Origin of the sequence: Pandoraea sp. ISTKB, from assembly GCF_001721285.1 — a bacterium.
GTDB classification, from domain to species: Bacteria; Pseudomonadota; Gammaproteobacteria; order Burkholderiales; family Burkholderiaceae; genus Pandoraea; species Pandoraea capi.
The window spans coordinates 1-18169 of the sequence record NZ_MAOS01000055.1 but is presented as its reverse complement, the minus strand read 5'-3'; the positions used below and the strand labels follow the sequence as shown (position 1 = coordinate 18169).

12 protein-coding genes and 1 tRNA gene are annotated in these 18169 nt (G+C 60.3%); all 13 read right to left on the bottom strand.

All coding sequences use genetic code 11. From position 1 onward, the window contains the following. Nucleotides 1–46: 46 nt before the first annotated feature. The gene (locus tag A9762_RS28965; RefSeq protein ID WP_170836291.1) at nt 47–3223 is read right to left on the bottom strand and encodes a Fic family protein; all 3177 of its coding nucleotides are present in this window, start codon (nt 3221–3223) and stop codon (nt 47–49) included. A gap of 239 nt (nt 3224–3462) precedes the next feature. Next, on the bottom strand, nt 3463–4887 hold the full coding sequence (locus A9762_RS20705) for a mannose-1-phosphate guanylyltransferase/mannose-6-phosphate isomerase (protein WP_069343896.1): 1425 nt from the start codon (nt 4885–4887) through the stop codon (nt 3463–3465). Between the two features lie 255 nt (nt 4888–5142). Then, nucleotides 5143–9354, bottom strand: a complete 4212-nt coding sequence (gene rpoC, locus A9762_RS20700; protein WP_069343895.1) for a DNA-directed RNA polymerase subunit beta' — start codon at nt 9352–9354, stop codon at nt 5143–5145. A 27-nt stretch (nt 9355–9381) separates the two neighbouring features. Continuing rightward, nucleotides 9382–13488 carry a DNA-directed RNA polymerase subunit beta gene (rpoB, locus tag A9762_RS20695; RefSeq protein ID WP_069343894.1) on the bottom strand — a complete coding sequence of 1369 codons (4107 nt, stop codon included), beginning with the start codon at nt 13486–13488 and terminating at the stop codon, nt 9382–9384. Between the two features lie 43 nt (nt 13489–13531). Then, nucleotides 13532–13885, bottom strand: a complete 354-nt coding sequence (locus A9762_RS28650) for a hypothetical protein (RefSeq protein ID WP_139133321.1) — start codon at nt 13883–13885, stop codon at nt 13532–13534. A gap of 105 nt (nt 13886–13990) precedes the next feature. After that, on the bottom strand, nt 13991–14368 hold the full coding sequence (gene rplL / locus A9762_RS20690; protein WP_042113450.1) for a 50S ribosomal protein L7/L12: 378 nt from the start codon (nt 14366–14368) through the stop codon (nt 13991–13993). Between the two features lie 60 nt (nt 14369–14428). Beyond that, entirely contained in the window at nt 14429–14926 is a 498-nt protein-coding gene (rplJ, locus tag A9762_RS20685) for a 50S ribosomal protein L10 (protein ID WP_010804162.1), read from the bottom strand. A gap of 321 nt (nt 14927–15247) precedes the next feature. Further along, complete coding sequence (rplA, locus tag A9762_RS20680) at nt 15248–15943, bottom strand: 50S ribosomal protein L1 (protein ID WP_069343893.1); 696 nt, start codon at nt 15941–15943, stop codon at nt 15248–15250. Further along, complete coding sequence (gene rplK / locus A9762_RS20675; protein WP_039393782.1) at nt 15943–16374, bottom strand: 50S ribosomal protein L11; 432 nt, start codon at nt 16372–16374, stop codon at nt 15943–15945. The genes rplA and rplK overlap by 1 nt, the downstream gene beginning before the upstream one ends. A 144-nt stretch (nt 16375–16518) precedes the next feature. Beyond that, nucleotides 16519–17076, bottom strand: coding sequence for a transcription termination/antitermination protein NusG (gene nusG / locus A9762_RS20670; RefSeq protein ID WP_069343892.1), 558 nt, complete (start codon nt 17074–17076; stop codon nt 16519–16521). A 1-nt stretch (nt 17077) separates the two neighbouring features. After that, the gene (gene secE / locus A9762_RS20665) at nt 17078–17458 is read right to left on the bottom strand and encodes a preprotein translocase subunit SecE (protein WP_069343891.1); all 381 of its coding nucleotides are present in this window, start codon (nt 17456–17458) and stop codon (nt 17078–17080) included. Between the two features lie 22 nt (nt 17459–17480). Then, nucleotides 17481–17556: transfer RNA gene (locus A9762_RS20660), tRNA-Trp, on the bottom strand. Between the two features lie 64 nt (nt 17557–17620). Further along, nucleotides 17621–18169: EF-Tu/IF-2/RF-3 family GTPase (locus A9762_RS20655; RefSeq protein WP_083254147.1), on the bottom strand; the 549-nt coding region annotated here is incomplete at its 5' end.

Sequence of the window (18169 nt, the reverse complement as noted above, 5' to 3'; positions counted from 1 at the left end):
ACTGGAACGAAGCCCCGCCCTCGACTCGACGGCGGGGCTTTTTTTATCAGTTCCACCGCCCCTTCTTTTGCTTTTCCGGCTCGTAGTCGTCGTCCTTGGGGTCGTCGTATTCCTCGGACTCCTCGTCGCCCCAGTCGTGACGGGCCTGACGGTTGCCACCCCGCTGGCCGCGACGCACAGGGGTGTACGCTTCGTCATCCTCGGACTCCGATGACGTGTCCTCACTCGACGAAACCAGCTCGTCGAGATTTCGCTTCCGGTTGAGACTGCCTGGTTTCGACTTCGGCTTTGGTTTAGGTTTAGGTTTTGCCTTTGGTGTTCGCTTCGGTTTCGGCTTCGGTGTCGGGTCCGGCGTCAGATCCGGCATTGGCATTGATATTGGCGTTAGCGTTCGCTTTGGCGTTCGCGACGACGTTGGCTGCTGCTTCGGTGTCTGTTTTGGCGTTAGCGCACGCGTTACCCTCGGCTTCGGTAACAGCTTCGACGTCGACGGCTTTGGCGAGGGTGGGCTGAGTTCTCTCTGAATTTCGTTCGAGATCGCGATCGTCAAGCGCTGCTTCAGCTCAACGGCATAGGCATAGCGTTGCCGCTTCGTCGACGGCGAGACGTGTTTGCGACCCTTCTTTTTGTTCGTGCCTGCCTGCTCGGCTTCCCTGCGCTCCAGGTCTGCCGCCACGAACGCATTCATCTCGTCACCGAATTCGGGCTGCAACCGCGGCGGGAGATTGAACGCCAACGTCAGCAGTTCCTGTTCGATCCACATGTCGGCGTCCTCGACGTCCGACTGCGCGCTCAGCCTCTGCTCCTCCGCCTCGACGTCCAAAAGCCGAGTGCTCATGTTGCCGCCCGCGAGACTGCTGATGAAGGCGTGAGCCCCCTCCATGTCCGTCACGAGGCCGGTGCTCGGCGCCCAGTCGTCTTCCTCCTCCGCTTGATAGCCGGCAAACTGATTTGCCCAATCCTCGCGCGAGGTGATCTGGTCCTTGTCCTGATCGAACAGACGTAACGGTTTGTCGCCGTACCCGGCGCGACGAAGGATGAGATAGGCATAGGCGCGACTGACACGTCCATTCGCGTCGTGCAAAGGGTGCAACACACTAATTTGCTGCTGAACTTGTGCCGCCAACCGGGCAATCGCGGCTTCCTTTTCCGCTTCCGGATCGACTTTGCGGCCCCTCTGCGGTTTTGGTTTTGGCTTCGGCGCGAGAATCGCGTCGAATTCCTTCTTGCTTTGCGCAAGCATTTCGCCCAGCACCGACGCCTTGTCTTCCTGCCGGTAACTCACATTGAACAGGCTATGGCTCGGGTCGTCCTCGGCGTTCGTCACGGAAAGACCATGCCCTTTGAGCGCCTTTCTCTCCGGCCGCGTCAGCTTCGCCGGTGCTCCCCAGAAAGACGGCTCGTCTTTTTCGGTGATGAACTCGACGCCGCTCCTCGCCTCGCCGGACAGGCGGGCCGCCACCGAGCGGAATCCGTCGATCGTCCAGATGTCGATGCCATTGTCGGTAATGACGTCGTGCCATGCCTGCGCGGTCTTCTTCCCGTAGGGAAATGCGAAGCTGGCATCGGGCTGCCCCTCCACGGTGCCGCCGGTACTGTTGGAGATGTACCACGATTGGATGCGCGGATCGATGTCCACGTCGCCGAGTCGCGTCAGCCATCGGTCGTTTCTGTTCAGCAGTGCCTGCTGACTCTGTTTGACGGCATCGACATGAGACGTCGACTCGCCCTGCTCGACCATCGTGACAAGCCGTGTAGCGCCAGCCCCGAAATTGCCCTCCTGGATCGCCAGGACCTTGAATGTCGCGCTCGCACGGAAGACGACTTCCCGCTGACCATGCCCGACATCCGGCGCCACCGGGCTGATCGGAATGCCGCTCACCCCCTTGGCATAGATGCGATAGCGATCCACCTGCGCGCCCTTCTTCTTCATGCCGCCCTTCGAGAACGCGACCGTGCCGCCGGCAGATTCGCTCGCGCTCAGCGGCGTTCCCTGACTGAACAGATTGCCGACCTTGAGCGTGTCGTTTCTCGGATAAGCGGCGTATAAGGTGCCTTCGATCGGGGCGATTCGCGCGAGCGTCGAATCCAGCAACGCAATGTCATCGCCAGCATGTTTCGGCGTCTGGCTTTTGGTCGAGATGCCGACGTCCATCCCCACGTTGTGCTTCTGTACCCCCGTCGCGGGCGACGCCCACTTGGTCAGAATGTCCAGGGCATTCCTGTCGTGCTTCGCGTCAAGGTGCTTGTACACCTGCTGGTGTCGCTGGCGAAGGAAGGGATGATCCTCGGTCAGCTCCGGCCGCTCGGTCCAGTCGACGGACGACACGCGGCTGAAACTCGACGGCCGGTAGGTGTCGTCGTCGAGTGCTTTCCCGCTTCTGAGATCAACGATCTTTTGAACGTACGCCCCCTTGTCCGCGAGCCCGGCTTCCTCCCCTACGGCGCGTGCGTCGCCCCGTAACGCGGCAAGGTGGCTGTATAGCGCGATCAGGTAATCGTTATTCTCGTCCGGCGTGTGACCGACCAGCCTTTTCAGCTCGCCCATCAACACGTCGGGCTTATACCGGTTTCGCCGCAGCAGCTTGCGCTGGTCATTCTCAAGGTTGTCCCACGTCGTGAAGTCGACCGTTGGCAGGTGCTCCTCGAACTCGCCCGGCTCCTCGGGGTTCCAGGGTCGCTGCGCTTGCTCGGACTCCTCTCTCGCATAGGGAAAGATCGTCGTGACGTGCTCGCTGATGGCGCGTTGGTGCTTGGCGACGTCGAAGCGAGACGTCATTGGAATGGCCTCGGCGGCCGCATCGAGCAAGCTCGTGTCGTCCTTGGGGTATTCCGGCAGCGGGACGGGCGCTTTGCGACCCCGACCTTTCGACGTTGACGCCGACGGTGATGTTTGCGACGGCTGGAACCGCGCCAGCATTGCCCAGGCCAGTTCGATGTTGTCGGGCAGTGTGATGTGTTCCGCAGACGTCTCGGCTGCGATCCACGTCCGCCGTATCTCGTCGAACGTCAGTCCGCTGACATGCTTGAGCTTCGTCAGAAAGGTGTTTTTCGTGTACTGCCGCTCGACGTCCGCCGAAAAGTTGACGACACGCTGGATGGGAGCGGGGGATGAGAGTGGCGGCGGTGTGGTGAGGCGCGGGGGAGACGCCGACGGCACGGCGAGTGCTTGTTGCTGTGCCACGGCGCGCGTGCGCGGGCTAGCGTCGATGGTGGCACGCAATTGCGCGTGGGCGCGACTGGCCGGGCGATTGTCTGCGAGCGCGGAAGTCCCGGCGAACGCATCGCCGACGACCGGCACACCCTCGGTGCGCACGCCCGTCGCAGGCCTTTGAACCTTCTCCCCATCGCTCATCGCTGCCCCGCATCATCCGTGTTTTTATCGAACGACGTCTGCTGTGCTGCGTAAGTCTTTGTCATGCGGCTCGCCCCACCGTCGGGGCGAGCTGAACTGCCGTGTGCTTACTTCGTGCGGCCGTAATCATCCTGGAAGCGCACGATGTCGTCTTCGCCGAGGTATGCCCCCGACTGCACCTCGATCAACTCCAGCGGCACCTTGCCGGGGTTCTCGAGACGGTGCGTCGTGCCGACCGGAATGTACGTCGACTGATTTTCGGTGAGCAGAATCGTGTTGTCGCCATTCACCACGCGCGCCGTGCCTTTCACGACCACCCAGTGCTCCGAGCGGTGGAAGTGCATCTGCAAACTCAGTGACGCGCCCGGCTTCACCACGATCTTCTTCACCTGGAAGCGATCGCCCACACAGATACCTTCGTAGTCGCCCCACGGACGGAACACCCGCTGGTGGAAGACCGACTCCGAGCGACCGTCAGCAACCAGCTTCTCGACCACACGTTTGACGTCCTGCACGTGGTCCTTCGAGGTGACCATCACGACATCGGGCGTCTCGACGATCACAAGATTCTCCACGCCGATGGCCGCGACCATCCGGCTCTCGCTGCGCACGTAGCTGTTCTTCACGCCGTGCACGATGGCGTCGCCAATCAGGCTATTGCCGTTCTCGTCCTGCTCGGCAATCTCTGCGACCGCCGACCACGAACCGATGTCGTTCCATCCGAGCCCTTCGGCATCGACCACGGCGGCGTGACGGGCTTTCTCCATCACGGCGTAATCGATCGAGTCGGACGGGCAGGCTTCCAGGCTCGCCTTGTCCAGACGGAAGAAGTCGATGTCGACCGCGCCCTTGTCCACGGCAGCAGTGACCTGCTTGAGCATTTCCGGCGCGAGACGTTCGAGCTCCGCCAGATAGGACGACGCCTTGAACATGAACATGCCGCTGTTCCAGTAGCAGTTGCCGGCGGCGATCAGCTCGGCCGCTTTGGCGGCGTCGGGTTTCTCGACGAACTGGTCGATCCGGTAACCACTCGCGCACGCTTGCGTGGCGGCACCGCGTCGGATGTAGCCGTAACCGGTGTGCGGCGACGTCGGCGGAATACCGAAGGTCACGAGGAACCCATCGTCGGCAAGCGTCTTCGCAGCAAGCACCGCTTCGTGGAATTTCGCTGTGTTCGCGATGGCGTGATCGGAGGGCAGCACGAGCAGCGTGGCGTCGGCGTCCTGGCGCAGCGCGATCAGCGCGGCCGCAGCCACCGCCGGCGCCGTGTTGCGCGCGACGGGTTCGAGCACGATGGCGCTCGGCGTCGTATCGATGGCACGCAATTGTTCAGCGACGAGGAAGCGCTGCTCGTTGTTGGAGATGATCAGCGGTGCGGCAGCGCCGCCCAGCGTGCCGATGCGTTTGACCGTCTGCTGGAGCAATGTGTCGGAACCGGCAAGCGCGAGGTATTGCTTGGGATAGCTGGCGCGCGACAGGGGCCACAGACGGGTACCGCTACCGCCGCACAGGATGACAGGAGTGATTGCCATATTCCGGATCGTAGAAGGTCTTGGAAAACTACGTCACATCGCTTTGAGCAAGCGGAAATTATATCGTTACTTCAAGTACTTAAAATAACATTGCGACGACATCCGGATGTCGCGGGCATGTCAGTCGCGATCACTTTTACCGTCGCGCAAAAGAAAAACGGCACCCCGCAAAGGGTGCCGTTCTCTTGATGCCTTGCGCCAGTCCGGCGGTGCCCGCTTTCGCAAGCGCCGCCGGTCCGGGAACTACCGTCTGGCTTACTCCGCCGTCGGCTCTTCCACCGAAGTGGGGATCGGGGCAAACGCCTCTTCCAGAGCGATCTGGTCGTGACGCTCGCGATCCGACGTTTCGCGGGCCTTGCGGGCCTTGTGATACGCCAGACCCGTACCTGCCGGGATCAGACGGCCGACGATGACGTTTTCCTTCAGGCCACGCAGGTCGTCCTTCTTGCCCATGATGGCGGCTTCGGTCAACACGCGCGTCGTTTCCTGGAACGATGCGGCCGAGATGAACGAGTCCGTCGACAGCGATGCCTTCGTAATACCCAGCAGCACGTTATCGTACTGCGCCGGACGCTTGTCCGCGGCATTCATGGCGTCGTTCTCGTAGAGCATGTCCGAACGCTCGACCTGTTCGCCGATGATGAAGCGCGTATCGCCGTTGTCGGTGATCTGCACACGACGCAGCATCTGGCGAACGATCACCTCGATGTGCTTGTCGTTGATCTTCACACCCTGCAAACGGTACACGTCCTGAACTTCATCGACGATGTAGCGCGACAGCGCTTCGATACCCTGCAAACGCAGGATGTCGTGCGGGTCGGCCGGGCCGTCCACGATCATTTCGCCCTTGTTCACCACCTGACCGTCGTGCACCAGCACCTGCTTTTCCTTCGGAATCAGGAACTCGTGCTGGTTGCCGTCCAGATCGGTAATGACCAGACGCTGCTTGCCCTTCGTGTCCTTACCGAACGACGTCGTACCCGTGACTTCGGCCAGAATGCCGGCGTCCTTCGGTGCACGTGCTTCGAACAGTTCGGCCACACGCGGCAGACCCCCGGTAATGTCGCGGGTCTTCTGCGCTTCGGTCGGGATACGTGCGAGCACTTCGCCCACCGGCACTTGCTGACCGTCCTTGATGGTGATCAGTGCGCCCACCTGGAAGCCGATCGTCACTGCGTGATCGGTACCCGGGATCTTCACTTCCACACCATTCTCGTCGAGCAGCTTGACCTGCGGACGCACGTTCTTCGATGCCGGACCACGGCGCTTCGGATCGATCACGACCAGCGTGGACAGACCCGTCACATCGTCGATCTGCTTGGCAACCGTGACACCTTCCTCGACGTTCTCGAACTTGGCGAAGCCGCCGTGTTCGGTAATGATCGGGCGCGTCAGCGGATCCCACGTACCCAGTTGGGCGCCGGCCTTGACCTGCGCACCGTCCAGTTGCAGCAGCGTGGCGCCGTACGGCACCTTGTGACGCTCGCGCTCACGGCCATGATCGTCCGTGATCAGGATTTCACCCGAACGCGAGATCGCGATCTGCTCGCCGCGGCCGTTGGTCACGTAACGCATGGTCGCCGTGAAGCGAACCGTACCGTTCGACTTGGCTTCGATCGACGAGGCCACTGCCGCACGCGATGCCGCACCACCGATGTGGAACGTACGCATCGTGAGCTGCGTGCCCGGTTCGCCGATCGACTGCGCGGCGATCACACCGACCGCTTCGCCGACGTTCACACGCGTACCACGGCCCAGATCGCGGCCATAGCATGCGGCGCACAGACCGAAACGCGTATCGCAGGTCAACGGCGTGCGCACGCGCACTTCGTCGATACCCAGCGCTTCGATCATTTCGACGACGTCTTCGTCCAGCAGCGTGCCGGCTTCGTACACCGTTTCCTGCGTCTCCGGATTCACGACGTCGGAGACAGCCACGCGACCCAGGATACGGTCACGCAGGGCTTCGACCACTTCACCGCCCTCGACCAGCGCCTTCATGACCACGCCGTTGCTCGTGCCGCAATCGTCTTCGACCACGACCAGATCCTGCGTCACGTCGACCAGACGACGCGTCAGGTAACCCGAGTTTGCCGTCTTCAGTGCCGTATCAGCCAGACCCTTACGTGCACCGTGGGTCGAGATGAAGTACTGCAACACGTTCAGGCCTTCGCGGAAGTTCGCGGTAATCGGCGTCTCGATGATCGAGCCGTCCGGCTTGGCCATCAGGCCACGCATACCGGCGAGCTGGCGAATCTGGGCGCTCGAACCGCGAGCACCGGAGTCGGCCATCATGTAAATCGAGTTGAACGACTCCTGATCCACGGTGTTGCCATCGCGGTCGGTCGTCTTTTCCTTCGAGAGCTGCTCCATCATCGCCTTACCCACGGCGTCACCGGTAGCACCCCAAATGTCCACGACGTTGTTGTAACGCTCTTGCGCCGTGACCAGACCCGACATGTACTGACGGTCGTATTCCTTGACCTTCTTCGACGCTTCGCCGATCAGCTCTTCCTTCTTCGTCGGCACGAGCATGTCGTCGACGCAGATCGAGATACCGGCGCGCGTTGCCAGGCGGAAGCCCGACTGCATCAGCTTGTCGACGAAGATCACCGTCTCGCGCAGACCGCAGCGGCGGAACGCCGTGTTGATCAGCTTCGAGATTTCCTTCTTCTTGAGCGACTTGTTCAGCACCGAGAACGGCAGGCCCGGCGGCAGAATTTCCGACAGGATCGCGCGGCCGACGGTCGTCGGGTACAGCGTGATCTTCGGCGTCTTCTCGCCCGTTTCCGGATCGACCGTGTACTCCGTGATACGCACGTTCACACGCGAAGCCAGTTCGACTTCCTTGTTGTCGTACGCACGCAGCACTTCCGAGACGTCGATGAACGACAGGCCTTCGCCGCGGCCGTTGATCTTGTCGCGGGTCGCATAGTACAGACCCAGCACGATATCCTGCGACGGCACGATCGACGGATCGCCGTTAGCCGGGAACAACACGTTGTTCGAGGCCAGCATCAGGGTACGCGCTTCCATCTGCGCTTCGAGCGACAGCGGCACGTGAACGGCCATCTGGTCACCGTCGAAGTCGGCGTTGAACGCCGCGCAAACCAGCGGGTGAAGCTGAATTGCCTTGCCTTCGATCAGCACCGGCTCAAACGCCTGAATACCCAGGCGGTGCAGCGTCGGTGCGCGGTTCAGCATGATCGGATGTTCGCGGATCACATCTTCGAGGATGTCCCACACCACCGCCGTCTGGTTCTCGACTTCCTTCTTCGCGGCCTTGATGGTCGTGGCCACGCCCATCACTTCCAGCTTGTGGAAGATGAACGGCTTGAAGAGTTCGAGCGCCATCAGCTTCGGCAGACCGCACTGATGCAGCTTGAGCGTCGGGCCCACGGTAATCACCGAACGGCCCGAGTAGTCGACGCGCTTACCCAGCAAGTTCTGACGGAAACGACCGCTCTTGCCCTTGATCATGTCGGCCAGCGACTTGAGCGGGCGCTTGTTCGCACCGGTCATCGCCTTACCGCGACGACCGTTGTCGAGCAGCGAGTCCACGGACTCTTGCAGCATGCGCTTTTCGTTGCGCACGATGATGTCCGGGGCCTTGAGCTCGAGCAGACGCTTCAGACGGTTGTTACGGTTGATGACGCGGCGATACAGATCGTTCAGGTCCGAGGTCGCGAAGCGGCCACCGTCGAGCGGCACCAGCGGGCGCAGTTCGGGCGGCAGCACCGGCAGCACTTCGAGCACCATCCACTCGGGCTTGATGCCCGAGCGCTGGAATGCCTCAAGTACCTTCAGGCGCTTGGCGTACTTCTTGATCTTGGCTTCCGAGCCCGTGGCTTGCAGCTCGGCGCGCAGATGCTCGACCTGCTGGTCGATGTCGATCGAACGCAGCAGCTCGCGCACGCCTTCCGCGCCCATCTCGGCACGGAATTCGTCGCCGTATTCCTCGACCTTGTTGTAGTAATCCTCCTCGGTCATGATCTGGCAACGCTTGAGCGGCGTCATGCCCGGTTCGAGGACCACATAGGCTTCAAAGTACAGCACGCGTTCGATGTCGCGCAGCGTCATGTCGAGCACCATGCCCAGACGCGACGGGAGCGACTTCAGGAACCAGATGTGCGCGACCGGCGAGGCCAGTTCGATGTGGCCCATGCGCTCACGACGCACCTTGGCCAGCGTCACTTCAACGCCGCACTTCTCGCAGATCACGCCACGGTGCTTCAGGCGCTTGTACTTGCCGCAAAGGCATTCGTAATCCTTGATCGGACCGAAGATCTTTGCGCAGAACAGACCGTCGCGCTCGGGCTTGAAAGTCCGGTAGTTGATCGTCTCCGGCTTCTTCACTTCACCGAACGACCACGAACGGATCTTGTCCGGCGAAGCCAGACCGATCTTGATCGCGTCGAACTGTTCGTCCTGCTGGACTTGCTTGAATAGATCGAGCAAAGCTTTCATTGCTTTCTCCTATTTGCCTGAACGCGATTAACCGCGCTCCAGGTCGATATCGATACCGAGCGAACGGATTTCCTTGACCAGCACGTTGAACGATTCCGGCATGCCGGCATCGATCACGTGATCGCCCTTGACGAGGTTCTCGTACACCTTCGTACGGCCCGTCACGTCATCCGACTTCACCGTCAGCATTTCCTGCAGCACATACGATGCGCCGTAAGCTTCCAGTGCCCACACTTCCATTTCACCGAAGCGCTGACCACCGAACTGAGCCTTACCGCCCAACGGCTGTTGCGTCACCAGCGAGTACGGACCGGTCGAACGTGCGTGCATCTTGTCGTCGACCAAGTGGTGCAGCTTGAGCATGTGCATGAAGCCGCAGGTGACCGTACGCTCGAAGGCTTCGCCAGTGCGACCGTCGAACAGCGTGACCTGGTTCTTCGACTTGGTCATGCCGAGTTCCTTCGCGATGTGATCCGGGAACGCCAGATCCAGCATGCGACGGATTTCCTCTTCATGCGCGCCATCGAACACCGGCGTCGCGAACGGGACACCGTTCTGCAGGTTGCGAGCGAGCGACATGACTTCGTCGTCCGACAGGCTGTCGATATCTTCTTGCTGACCGCTCTCGTTGTAGATCTTCGTCAGGAACTTGCGAACTTCCTGGACCTTGGTGTGCGCTTGCAGCATTTCGCCGATACGCCAGCCCAGACCCTTCGCTGCCCAGCCGAGGTGCGATTCGAGAATCTGACCCACGTTCATCCGCGACGGCACGCCGAGCGGGTTGAGCACGATGTCTGCCGGACGGCCATCGGCCATGTACGGCATATCCTCGATCGGCACGATCTTCGAGACCACACCCTTGTTACCGTGACGGCCGGCCATCTTGTCGCCAGGCTGCAGACGACGCTTGACCGCCAGGTACACCTTGACCATCTTCAGCACGCCCGGCGGCAGTTCGTCGCCTTGCGTGAGCTTCTTGCGCTTTTCTTCGAAGGCGAGGTCGAACGAGTGACGCTTCTGCTCGATCGATTCCTTGATCTGCTCGAGCTGTTGCGCACCTTCGTCTTCCGCCAGACGGATGTCGAACCAGTGGTAGCGATCCAGATCGGCCAGGTATTCCTTGGTGATCTTGGTGCCCTTGGCGAGCTTCTTCGGACCGCCATTGGCCGTCTTGCCCACCAGGAAACGCTCCAGACGCTGGAATGCGTCGCCTTCCACGATACGCAGCTGGTCGTTCAGGTCCAGGCGATAGCCCTTCAGTTCATCGTCGATGATCTGCTGAGCACGCTTGTCGCGCTGAATGCCTTCACGCGTGAACACCTGCACGTCGATGACGGTACCGCTCATGCCCGACGGCACGCGCAGCGAGGTGTCCTTCACGTCCGAAGCCTTCTCGCCGAAGATCGCGCGCAGCAGCTTTTCTTCCGGCGTGAGCTGGGTTTCGCCCTTCGGCGTGACCTTGCCCACCAGCACGTCGCCGGCTTCGACTTCCGCACCGATGTACACGATGCCCGACTCGTCCAGACGGCTCAGTTGCACTTCCGCCAGGTTCGAGATGTCACGCGTGATTTCTTCCGGTCCAAGCTTCGTGTCGCGAGCGACCACGTTCAGTTCTTCGATGTGGATCGACGTGTAACGGTCTTCCGCAACGACACGTTCCGAGATCAGGATCGAGTCTTCGAAGTTGTATCCGTTCCACGGCATGAACGCGATCAGCATGTTCTGACCGAGCGCCAATTCACCCAGGTCGGTCGACGCGCCGTCGGCGATCACATCGCCGCGCGCCACCTTGTCGCCCACTTCCACGATCGGGCGCTGGTTGATGTTGGTGTTCTGGTTCGAACGCGTGTACTTGATCAGGTTGTAGATGTCCACGCCGACTTCACCGGCGACGGCTTCATCGTCGTTCACGCGAATCACCACACGGCCTGCGTCGACGTAATCGACCACACCGCCACGGAACGCCTGCACGGTCGTACCCGAGTCGACAGCCACCGTACGTTCGATACCCGTACCGACGACCGCCTTTTCCGGACGCAGGCAAGGCACGGCCTGGCGCTGCATGTTCGAACCCATCAATGCGCGGTTCGCGTCATCGTGCTCGAGGAACGGGATCAGCGAGGCTGCAACCGAGACGATCTGCGACGGCGCCACGTCCATGTACTGGATGCGGTCCGGCGTGACCATCAGCGTTTCACCGGCTTCACGCGACGACACCAGTTCGTCGGTGAGTTCGCCGCTGGCGCCGATCGACGCGTTCGCCTGAGCGATCACGTAACGACCTTCTTCAATGGCCGACAGGTAGTCGATCTGGTCGGTGACCTTGCCGTCCACCACCTTGCGGTACGGCGTCTCGAGGAAGCCGTATTCGTTCAGGCGGGCGTACAGTGCCAGCGAGTTGATCAGACCAATGTTCGGACCTTCCGGCGTCTCGATCGGGCACACGCGGCCGTAGTGGGTCGGGTGCACGTCGCGGACTTCGAAGCCTGCACGCTCGCGCGTCAGACCGCCCGGGCCCAGTGCGGAAACACGACGCTTGTGCGTGATTTCCGACAGCGGGTTGGTCTGGTCCATAAACTGCGACAGCTGCGACGAACCGAAGAACTCGCGAATCGCCGACGAAATCGGCTTGCTGTTGATCAGGTCGTGCGGCATCAGGTTTTCCGACTCGGCCTGACCCAGACGTTCCTTCACAGCGCGCTCGACACGCACCAGACCGGCGCGGAACTGGTTCTCGGCCAGTTCGCCGACGCAACGCACACGACGGTTACCCAGGTGGTCGATGTCGTCGACTTCGCCGCGGCCGTTACGCAGATCCACGAGGATCTTGATGGTCGCGAGAATGTCGTCGTCTTCCAGCGTCATCGGCCCGAGCACTTCGTCACGGCCGACACGGCGGTTGAACTTCATACGACCCACCTTCGACAGGTCGTACGCTTCTTCGCTGTAGAACAGACGGTTGAACAGTGCCTCGACCGCATCTTCGGTCGGCGGCTCGCCCGGGCGCATCATGCGGTAGATCGCGATACGCGCGGCCGTCTGGTCGGCGGTTTCGTCGATACGCAGCGTGGCCGAGATGTACGAACCCTGATCCAGATCGTTCGTGTACAGCGTCTGGATGTCCGACACGCCCGACTCGCGCAGCTTGACCAGCACGCTTTCGGTGATTTCGTCGTTGGCGTTGGCGATCACTTCGCCGGTGTCGCCATCGATCACGTTCTTCGCGAGCACGCGGCCGAGGAGATAGTCTTCCGGCACCGAGATGAACTTGGTGTTGGCGTTCTCCAGGTCGCGGATGTGCTTGGCGTTGACGCGCTTGTCCTTCTGGACAATGACCTTGCCTTCGCGATCCGTGATGTCGAAACGTGCGACTTCACCACGCAGACGCTCCGGCACGAACTCCATCTGCGCGCCTTCCGGCATCAGCTTGAAGTTGTCGAACACGAAGAAGTTCGCGAGGATCTGTTCCGGCGTCAGGCCGATCGCCTTGAGCAGGATCGTGACCGGCATCTTGCGACGGCGGTCAACGCGGAAGTACAGGATGTCCTTCGGATCGAATTCGAAGTCGAGCCACGAGCCGCGGTAGGGGATGATACGCGCGGAGAACAGCAGCTTGCCCGAGCTGTGCGTCTTACCTTTGTCGTGTTCGAAGAACACGCCCGGCGAACGGTGCAGCTGCGAGACGATGACACGTTCCGTGCCATTGATGACGAAGGAACCCGTCGAGGTCATGAGCGGAATTTCGCCCATGTACACTTCCTGTTCCTTCACTTCCTTGACTACCGGCTTGTTCGGCGATTCCTTGTCGAGAATCACCAGACGAACCTTGGCGCGCAGGGCCGAGCAGAAGGTCAGGCCACGCTGTTGACATTCCTTGACATCGAACGCGGGAGTGCCCAGCAAATAGCTGACGAACTCAAGGCGTGCGAACCCGTTGTGAGAAACGATCGGGAAAATGGAGGAGAAGGCTGCTTGCAGACCCTCCGGCTTCCGCTCCGATGCAAGCGCCTCGGCTTGCAAGAACGATGTGTACGAGGCGAGCTGGGTGGCCAGCAAAAACGGCACCTTGTGCACGGTCGGACGCTTCGCAAAACTCTTGCGAATGCGTTTCTTCTCGGTGAAGGAATAGTGCATTACGATCTCCGAATCACTACGCTGACGACGACGGCAGGCATCGTCAACGGGTGTTCATCGACTGAGACCAGACGTCCCCCACGGCGGGCTTGCCGCGGAGCAACGAGCTTGGTGGTTGGCCGCTACCAACCGCTGGCTGACGGCGACGGATGCCTGTGTTGCCCGTCGCCCGACCAAACTTGCCTTCTGCAGTCGCTTCAGAAGACAAAGAGAAAACCGTCACGGGCGTTTGCACGCTTGCCGTCGCGATTTTTTCTTTGGCCTCTCGGTTGCCACTTTCCTGCGGTGAACTTGCCGCAGCCGCACATCCCGGTGACGGAACACGCGTTTGAAACATCGCCAACCATTCGATATGGGGCGAAACCACTGTTATTTCAACAACTTGGCGAAGCTTCACGCCGGCTTTCGAATTTGAATTCCCGATTTTGGGATTTGCATCTCCTGAAAGCACAAAAAGGCTGACGACATTTCGTCGCCAGCCTTCCCTACGCGCAGAGCCGAATTACTTAACTTCGACCTTGGCGCCGGCTTCTTCCAGCTTCTTCTTGGCTTCTTCAGCAGCAGCCTTGTCGACGCCTTCCTTGACAGCCTTCGGAGCGCCATCAACCAGATCCTTGGCTTCCTTCAGGCCCAGGCCGGTGATTTCGCGGACGGCCTTAATGACGCCGACCTTGTTTGCACCGACTTCTGCCAGGATGACGTTGAATTCGGTTTGCTCTTCAGCAGCAGCAGCACCGCCGCCAGCACCAGCCGGGCCAGCAACTGCCAGGGCAGCAGCCGACACGCCGAACTTCTCTTCGAACGCCTTGACCAGGTCGTTCAGTTCCATAACCGACATCGCGCCTACGGCTTCGATGATTTCGTCTTTCGTGATTGCCATTTGTAAAACTCCTAGATTGTGTTCGGACCGAAGTCAGCGATCGTGTAACCGAAGAGAGAATTAAGCAGCTTCCGCTTGCTTCTTCTCTGCCACGGCAGCCAGGACGCGAGCAAAGCCGGAAACCGGCGCTTGCATGACACCCAGCAACTTCGCGAGCAGTTCGTCGCGGCTCGGGATCGAGGCCAGCGCTTGCACGCCTGCCTTATCCATCACCTTGCCGTCGTACGAGCCGGCCTTCAAGATCAACTTGTCGTTGCCCTTCGAAAAGTCGTTCAAGACTTTCGCAGCGGCTACGGGATCCGTCGAGATACCGTAGATCAGAGGACCGGTCATCTGCTCAGCCAGGTCAGCAAACGGGGTGTTTTCCACCGCGCGGCGTGCCAGCGTGTTCTTCAGAACGCGCAGGTAGACGCCTTGCTGACGCGCATTGGCGCGAAGCTTCGTCAGATCGCCAACCGTGATTCCGCGATATTCAGCCACAACGATGGTCGAAGCGCCGGCGACTTGCGCCGAAACTTCTGCCACGACGGCTTTCTTATCATCAAGATTAAGTGCCACGGTTAACCTCCAAAATTGACATCACCTCATGGTGATGCCGTTCCACTAACGGCTTACCGACATGTCTGGAGTTTCAACCCCCGCACCCGGTTCCCCTGGCACGACGGCTTGACTGCATAACTTGTTCGGGTTCGCCATCTGCGTTGGCTGGCGTATTAAGGGAGCGTCAGTGAATGCCCATTCCCGCCAACGGTCTTTGATAACCGGAAGCGATTTCCGAAGAATCCGCTTCCGCCCAAAGTCTTTTGCTACAGGCTTTCGATCTCTAGGATCTCAGCCATCGCAGGGGACGCCATCACCCTGCGATTGCGATGATGTCGCTTAGGCCGACAGGCTGGCCTGATCCACGCGCACGCCAACGCCCATCGTGCTCGACAGGGCGATCTTGCGCAGGTAGACACCCTTGCTCGAAGCCGGCTTCGACTTCGTCAGGGCTTCCAGCAGGGCCGAAAGGTTCTGCTGCAGTGCTGCCGGTTCGAACGAAGCGCGACCGATCGTGGCGTGGATGATACCGGCCTTGTCGACGCGGAATTGCACCTGACCAGCCTTGGCGTTCTTCACTGCCGTGGCCACGTCCGGGGTCACCGTGCCGACCTTCGGGTTCGGCATCAGGCCGCGCGGGCCGAGGATCTGACCCAGCGTACCGACGATACGCATCGTGTCCGGCGAAGCGATCACGATGTCGAAGTCCATGTTGCCGGCCTTGATCTGCTCGGCCAGGTCTTCCATACCGACGATTTCAGCGCCGGCAGCCTTGGCTTGCTCAGCCTTTTCGCCTTGGGCGAAAACAGCCACGCGAACCGACTTACCGGTACCTGCCGGCAGAACGACCGAACCGCGAACCACTTGGTCCGACTTCTTCGCGTCCACGCCCAGCTGGACGGCGACGTCGATCGACTCGTCGAACTTGGCGCTTGCGCATTCCTTGACCAGGGCCAGAGCGTCGCCGACCGGGTACAGCTTGTTGCGGTCGACCTTGGCGGCCAGTGCTTGTTGACGCTTAGAGATCTTAGCCATTACAGACCCTCCACCGTGATGCCCATCGAACGTGCGCTGCCAGCGATGGTGCGAACCGCGGCGTCCAGATCGGAGGCGGTAAGGTCAGGCATCTTGGTCTTCGCGATTTCTTCCGCTTGTGCGCGGGTGATCTTGCCCACCTTATCGGTGTGCGGCTTGGCCGAACCCTTTTGCAGGTTGGCAGCCTTCTTGATCAGCACCGTTGCCGGCGGAGTCTTCAGGACAAACGTGAAGCTCTTGTCTGCGAAAGCGGTGATCACCACCGGAATCGGCAGACCCGGTTCGAGGCTCTGCGTTTGGGCGTTGAACGCCTTGCAGAACTCCATGATGTTCAGGCCACGCTGACCCAGGGCCGGGCCCACGGGGGGCGACGGGTTGGCTTTACCTGCAGGAATCTGCAGCTTGATAAAGCCGATGATTTTCTTTGCCATGGTTTACTCCGTAACGAATATGTGGCGCATATTCGGGGTTGAGTCATAGCGCGCTTTCGCCGGCAAACTGGCTACTGACGCTCCTCGGCGACGGGTGTCACCAACGCAAAAACGCGCCGGACGTCGCGCCGGCGCATTTTATTCTTAGATCTTTTCGACTTGTCCGAACTCCAGCTCTACTGGAGTTGCCCGTCCGAAGATGGTGACGGAAACACGGAGGCGGGATTTTTCGTAGTTCACTTCTTCCACCGAGCCATTGAAGTCCGTGAAAGGACCATCCTTGACTCGAACCAGCTCGCCCACCTCGAACAACGTCTTGGGACGCGGCTTTTCAACCCCATCCTTGATTTGCGACATGATCTTGTCGACTTCTGCCTGACGAATCGGCATCGGGCGGTTACCCGTACCACCGATAAAACCGGTGACCTTGGGAGTGTTCTTCACCAAGTGCCACGATTCGTCCGTCATTTCCATCTCGCACAGCACGTAGCCGGGAAAGAAACGACGCTCGGTGACCTTCTTATGGCCAGCCGTGGTTTCAACAACTTCTTCGGTCGGCACAAGAATCTGACCGAAGTAGTCTTGCATGCCCTCACGCGTAATGCGCTCTTGCAGTTGCTTGGCTACGCTTTTTTCCATGCCGGAGTAGGCATGAATGACGTACCAGCGCTTCTTGCTCGGTGCAGCTCCGGTATCAGACATATCACTTCCAGCCAAGAATCAAAGAGAACACGGCCCATTCGATCGTCTTGTCGCTGATCCACAGATACAGCGCCATCACGATGACGAACACGAAAACAATCGCGGTCGTTTGAGCGGCCTCTTTACGGGTTGGCCAAACGACCTTACCCACTTCCCGATACGCATCCTTAGCGAAGGCCATGAAGCCTTTGCCGGTTTGCGACATCAATGCCACAAAAGCTGCGATTGCCAGAACGACGACGATGGCAGCGACACGCACATAAAGTGCCTGTTGCTCCAGGGCGTAGAACGCCACGACGCCAGCAATCACCAGCAGCCCGGCCAGAGCCAGCAGCAGCTTGTCGCCAGTCGTACGTACAGTTTCTACGGGAGAATTCGCCATTTCCAGCTTGCAGACAGTTGTTTGGCAGGGGCAGAGGGAATCGAACCCCCAACCTTCGGTTTTGGAGACCGACGCTCTGCCAGTTGAGCTATACCCCTAAAACAGCAGAGGGGCCAGCCGCCAAAAGCTGACCCCGTAAGCGCGGACCGTTAAGGTACCGGCTTAAGCTACGATCGTTGCAACCACGCCGGCGCCGACAGTACGGCCACCTTCGCGGATTGCGAAACGCAGACCTTCGGTCATGGCGATCGGAGCGATCAGCTTGACCGTGATCGAAACGTTATCGCCAGGCATGACCATTTCCTTGCCTTCCGGCAGGCTGATCGAACCCGTCACGTCCGTCGTACGGAAGTAGAACTGCGGGCGGTAGTTGTTGAAGAACGGGGTGTGACGACCACCTTCATCCTTCGACAGAATGTACACCTCACCCGTGAAGTCCGTGTGCGGCTTGATCGAGCCCGGCTTGGCCAGAACCTGACCACGCTGAACTTCTTCACGCTTCGTACCGCGCAGCAGAATACCGACGTTGTCGCCTGCTTGACCTTGGTCGAGCAGCTTGCGGAACATTTCAACGCCCGTGCAAATCGTCTTGACCGTCGGAACGATACCGACGATTTCGATTTCTTCGCCGACCTTGATCACACCCGATTCAACGCGACCCGTCACCACCGTGCCGCGACCCGAGATCGAGAACACGTCTTCCACCGGCAT

Excerpts from the sequence above, each read along its gene's own strand:
- A9762_RS20705 (WP_069343896.1), bottom strand. The coding sequence starts at position 4,887 with ATGGCAATCACTCCTGTCATCCTGTGCGGCGGTAGCGGTACCCGTCTG.
- rpoC (WP_069343895.1), bottom strand. The coding sequence starts at position 9,354 with ATGAAAGCTTTGCTCGATCTATTCAAGCAAGTCCAGCAGGACGAACAG.
- rpoB (WP_069343894.1), bottom strand. The coding sequence starts at position 13,488 with ATGCACTATTCCTTCACCGAGAAGAAACGCATTCGCAAGAGTTTTGCG.
- rplL (WP_042113450.1), bottom strand. The coding sequence starts at position 14,368 with ATGGCAATCACGAAAGACGAAATCATCGAAGCCGTAGGCGCGATGTCG.
- rplA (WP_069343893.1), bottom strand. The coding sequence starts at position 15,943 with ATGGCTAAGATCTCTAAGCGTCAACAAGCACTGGCCGCCAAGGTCGAC.
- rplK (WP_039393782.1), bottom strand. The coding sequence starts at position 16,374 with ATGGCAAAGAAAATCATCGGCTTTATCAAGCTGCAGATTCCTGCAGGT.
- nusG (WP_069343892.1), bottom strand. The coding sequence starts at position 17,076 with ATGTCTGATACCGGAGCTGCACCGAGCAAGAAGCGCTGGTACGTCATT.
- secE (WP_069343891.1), bottom strand. The coding sequence starts at position 17,458 with ATGGCGAATTCTCCCGTAGAAACTGTACGTACGACTGGCGACAAGCTG.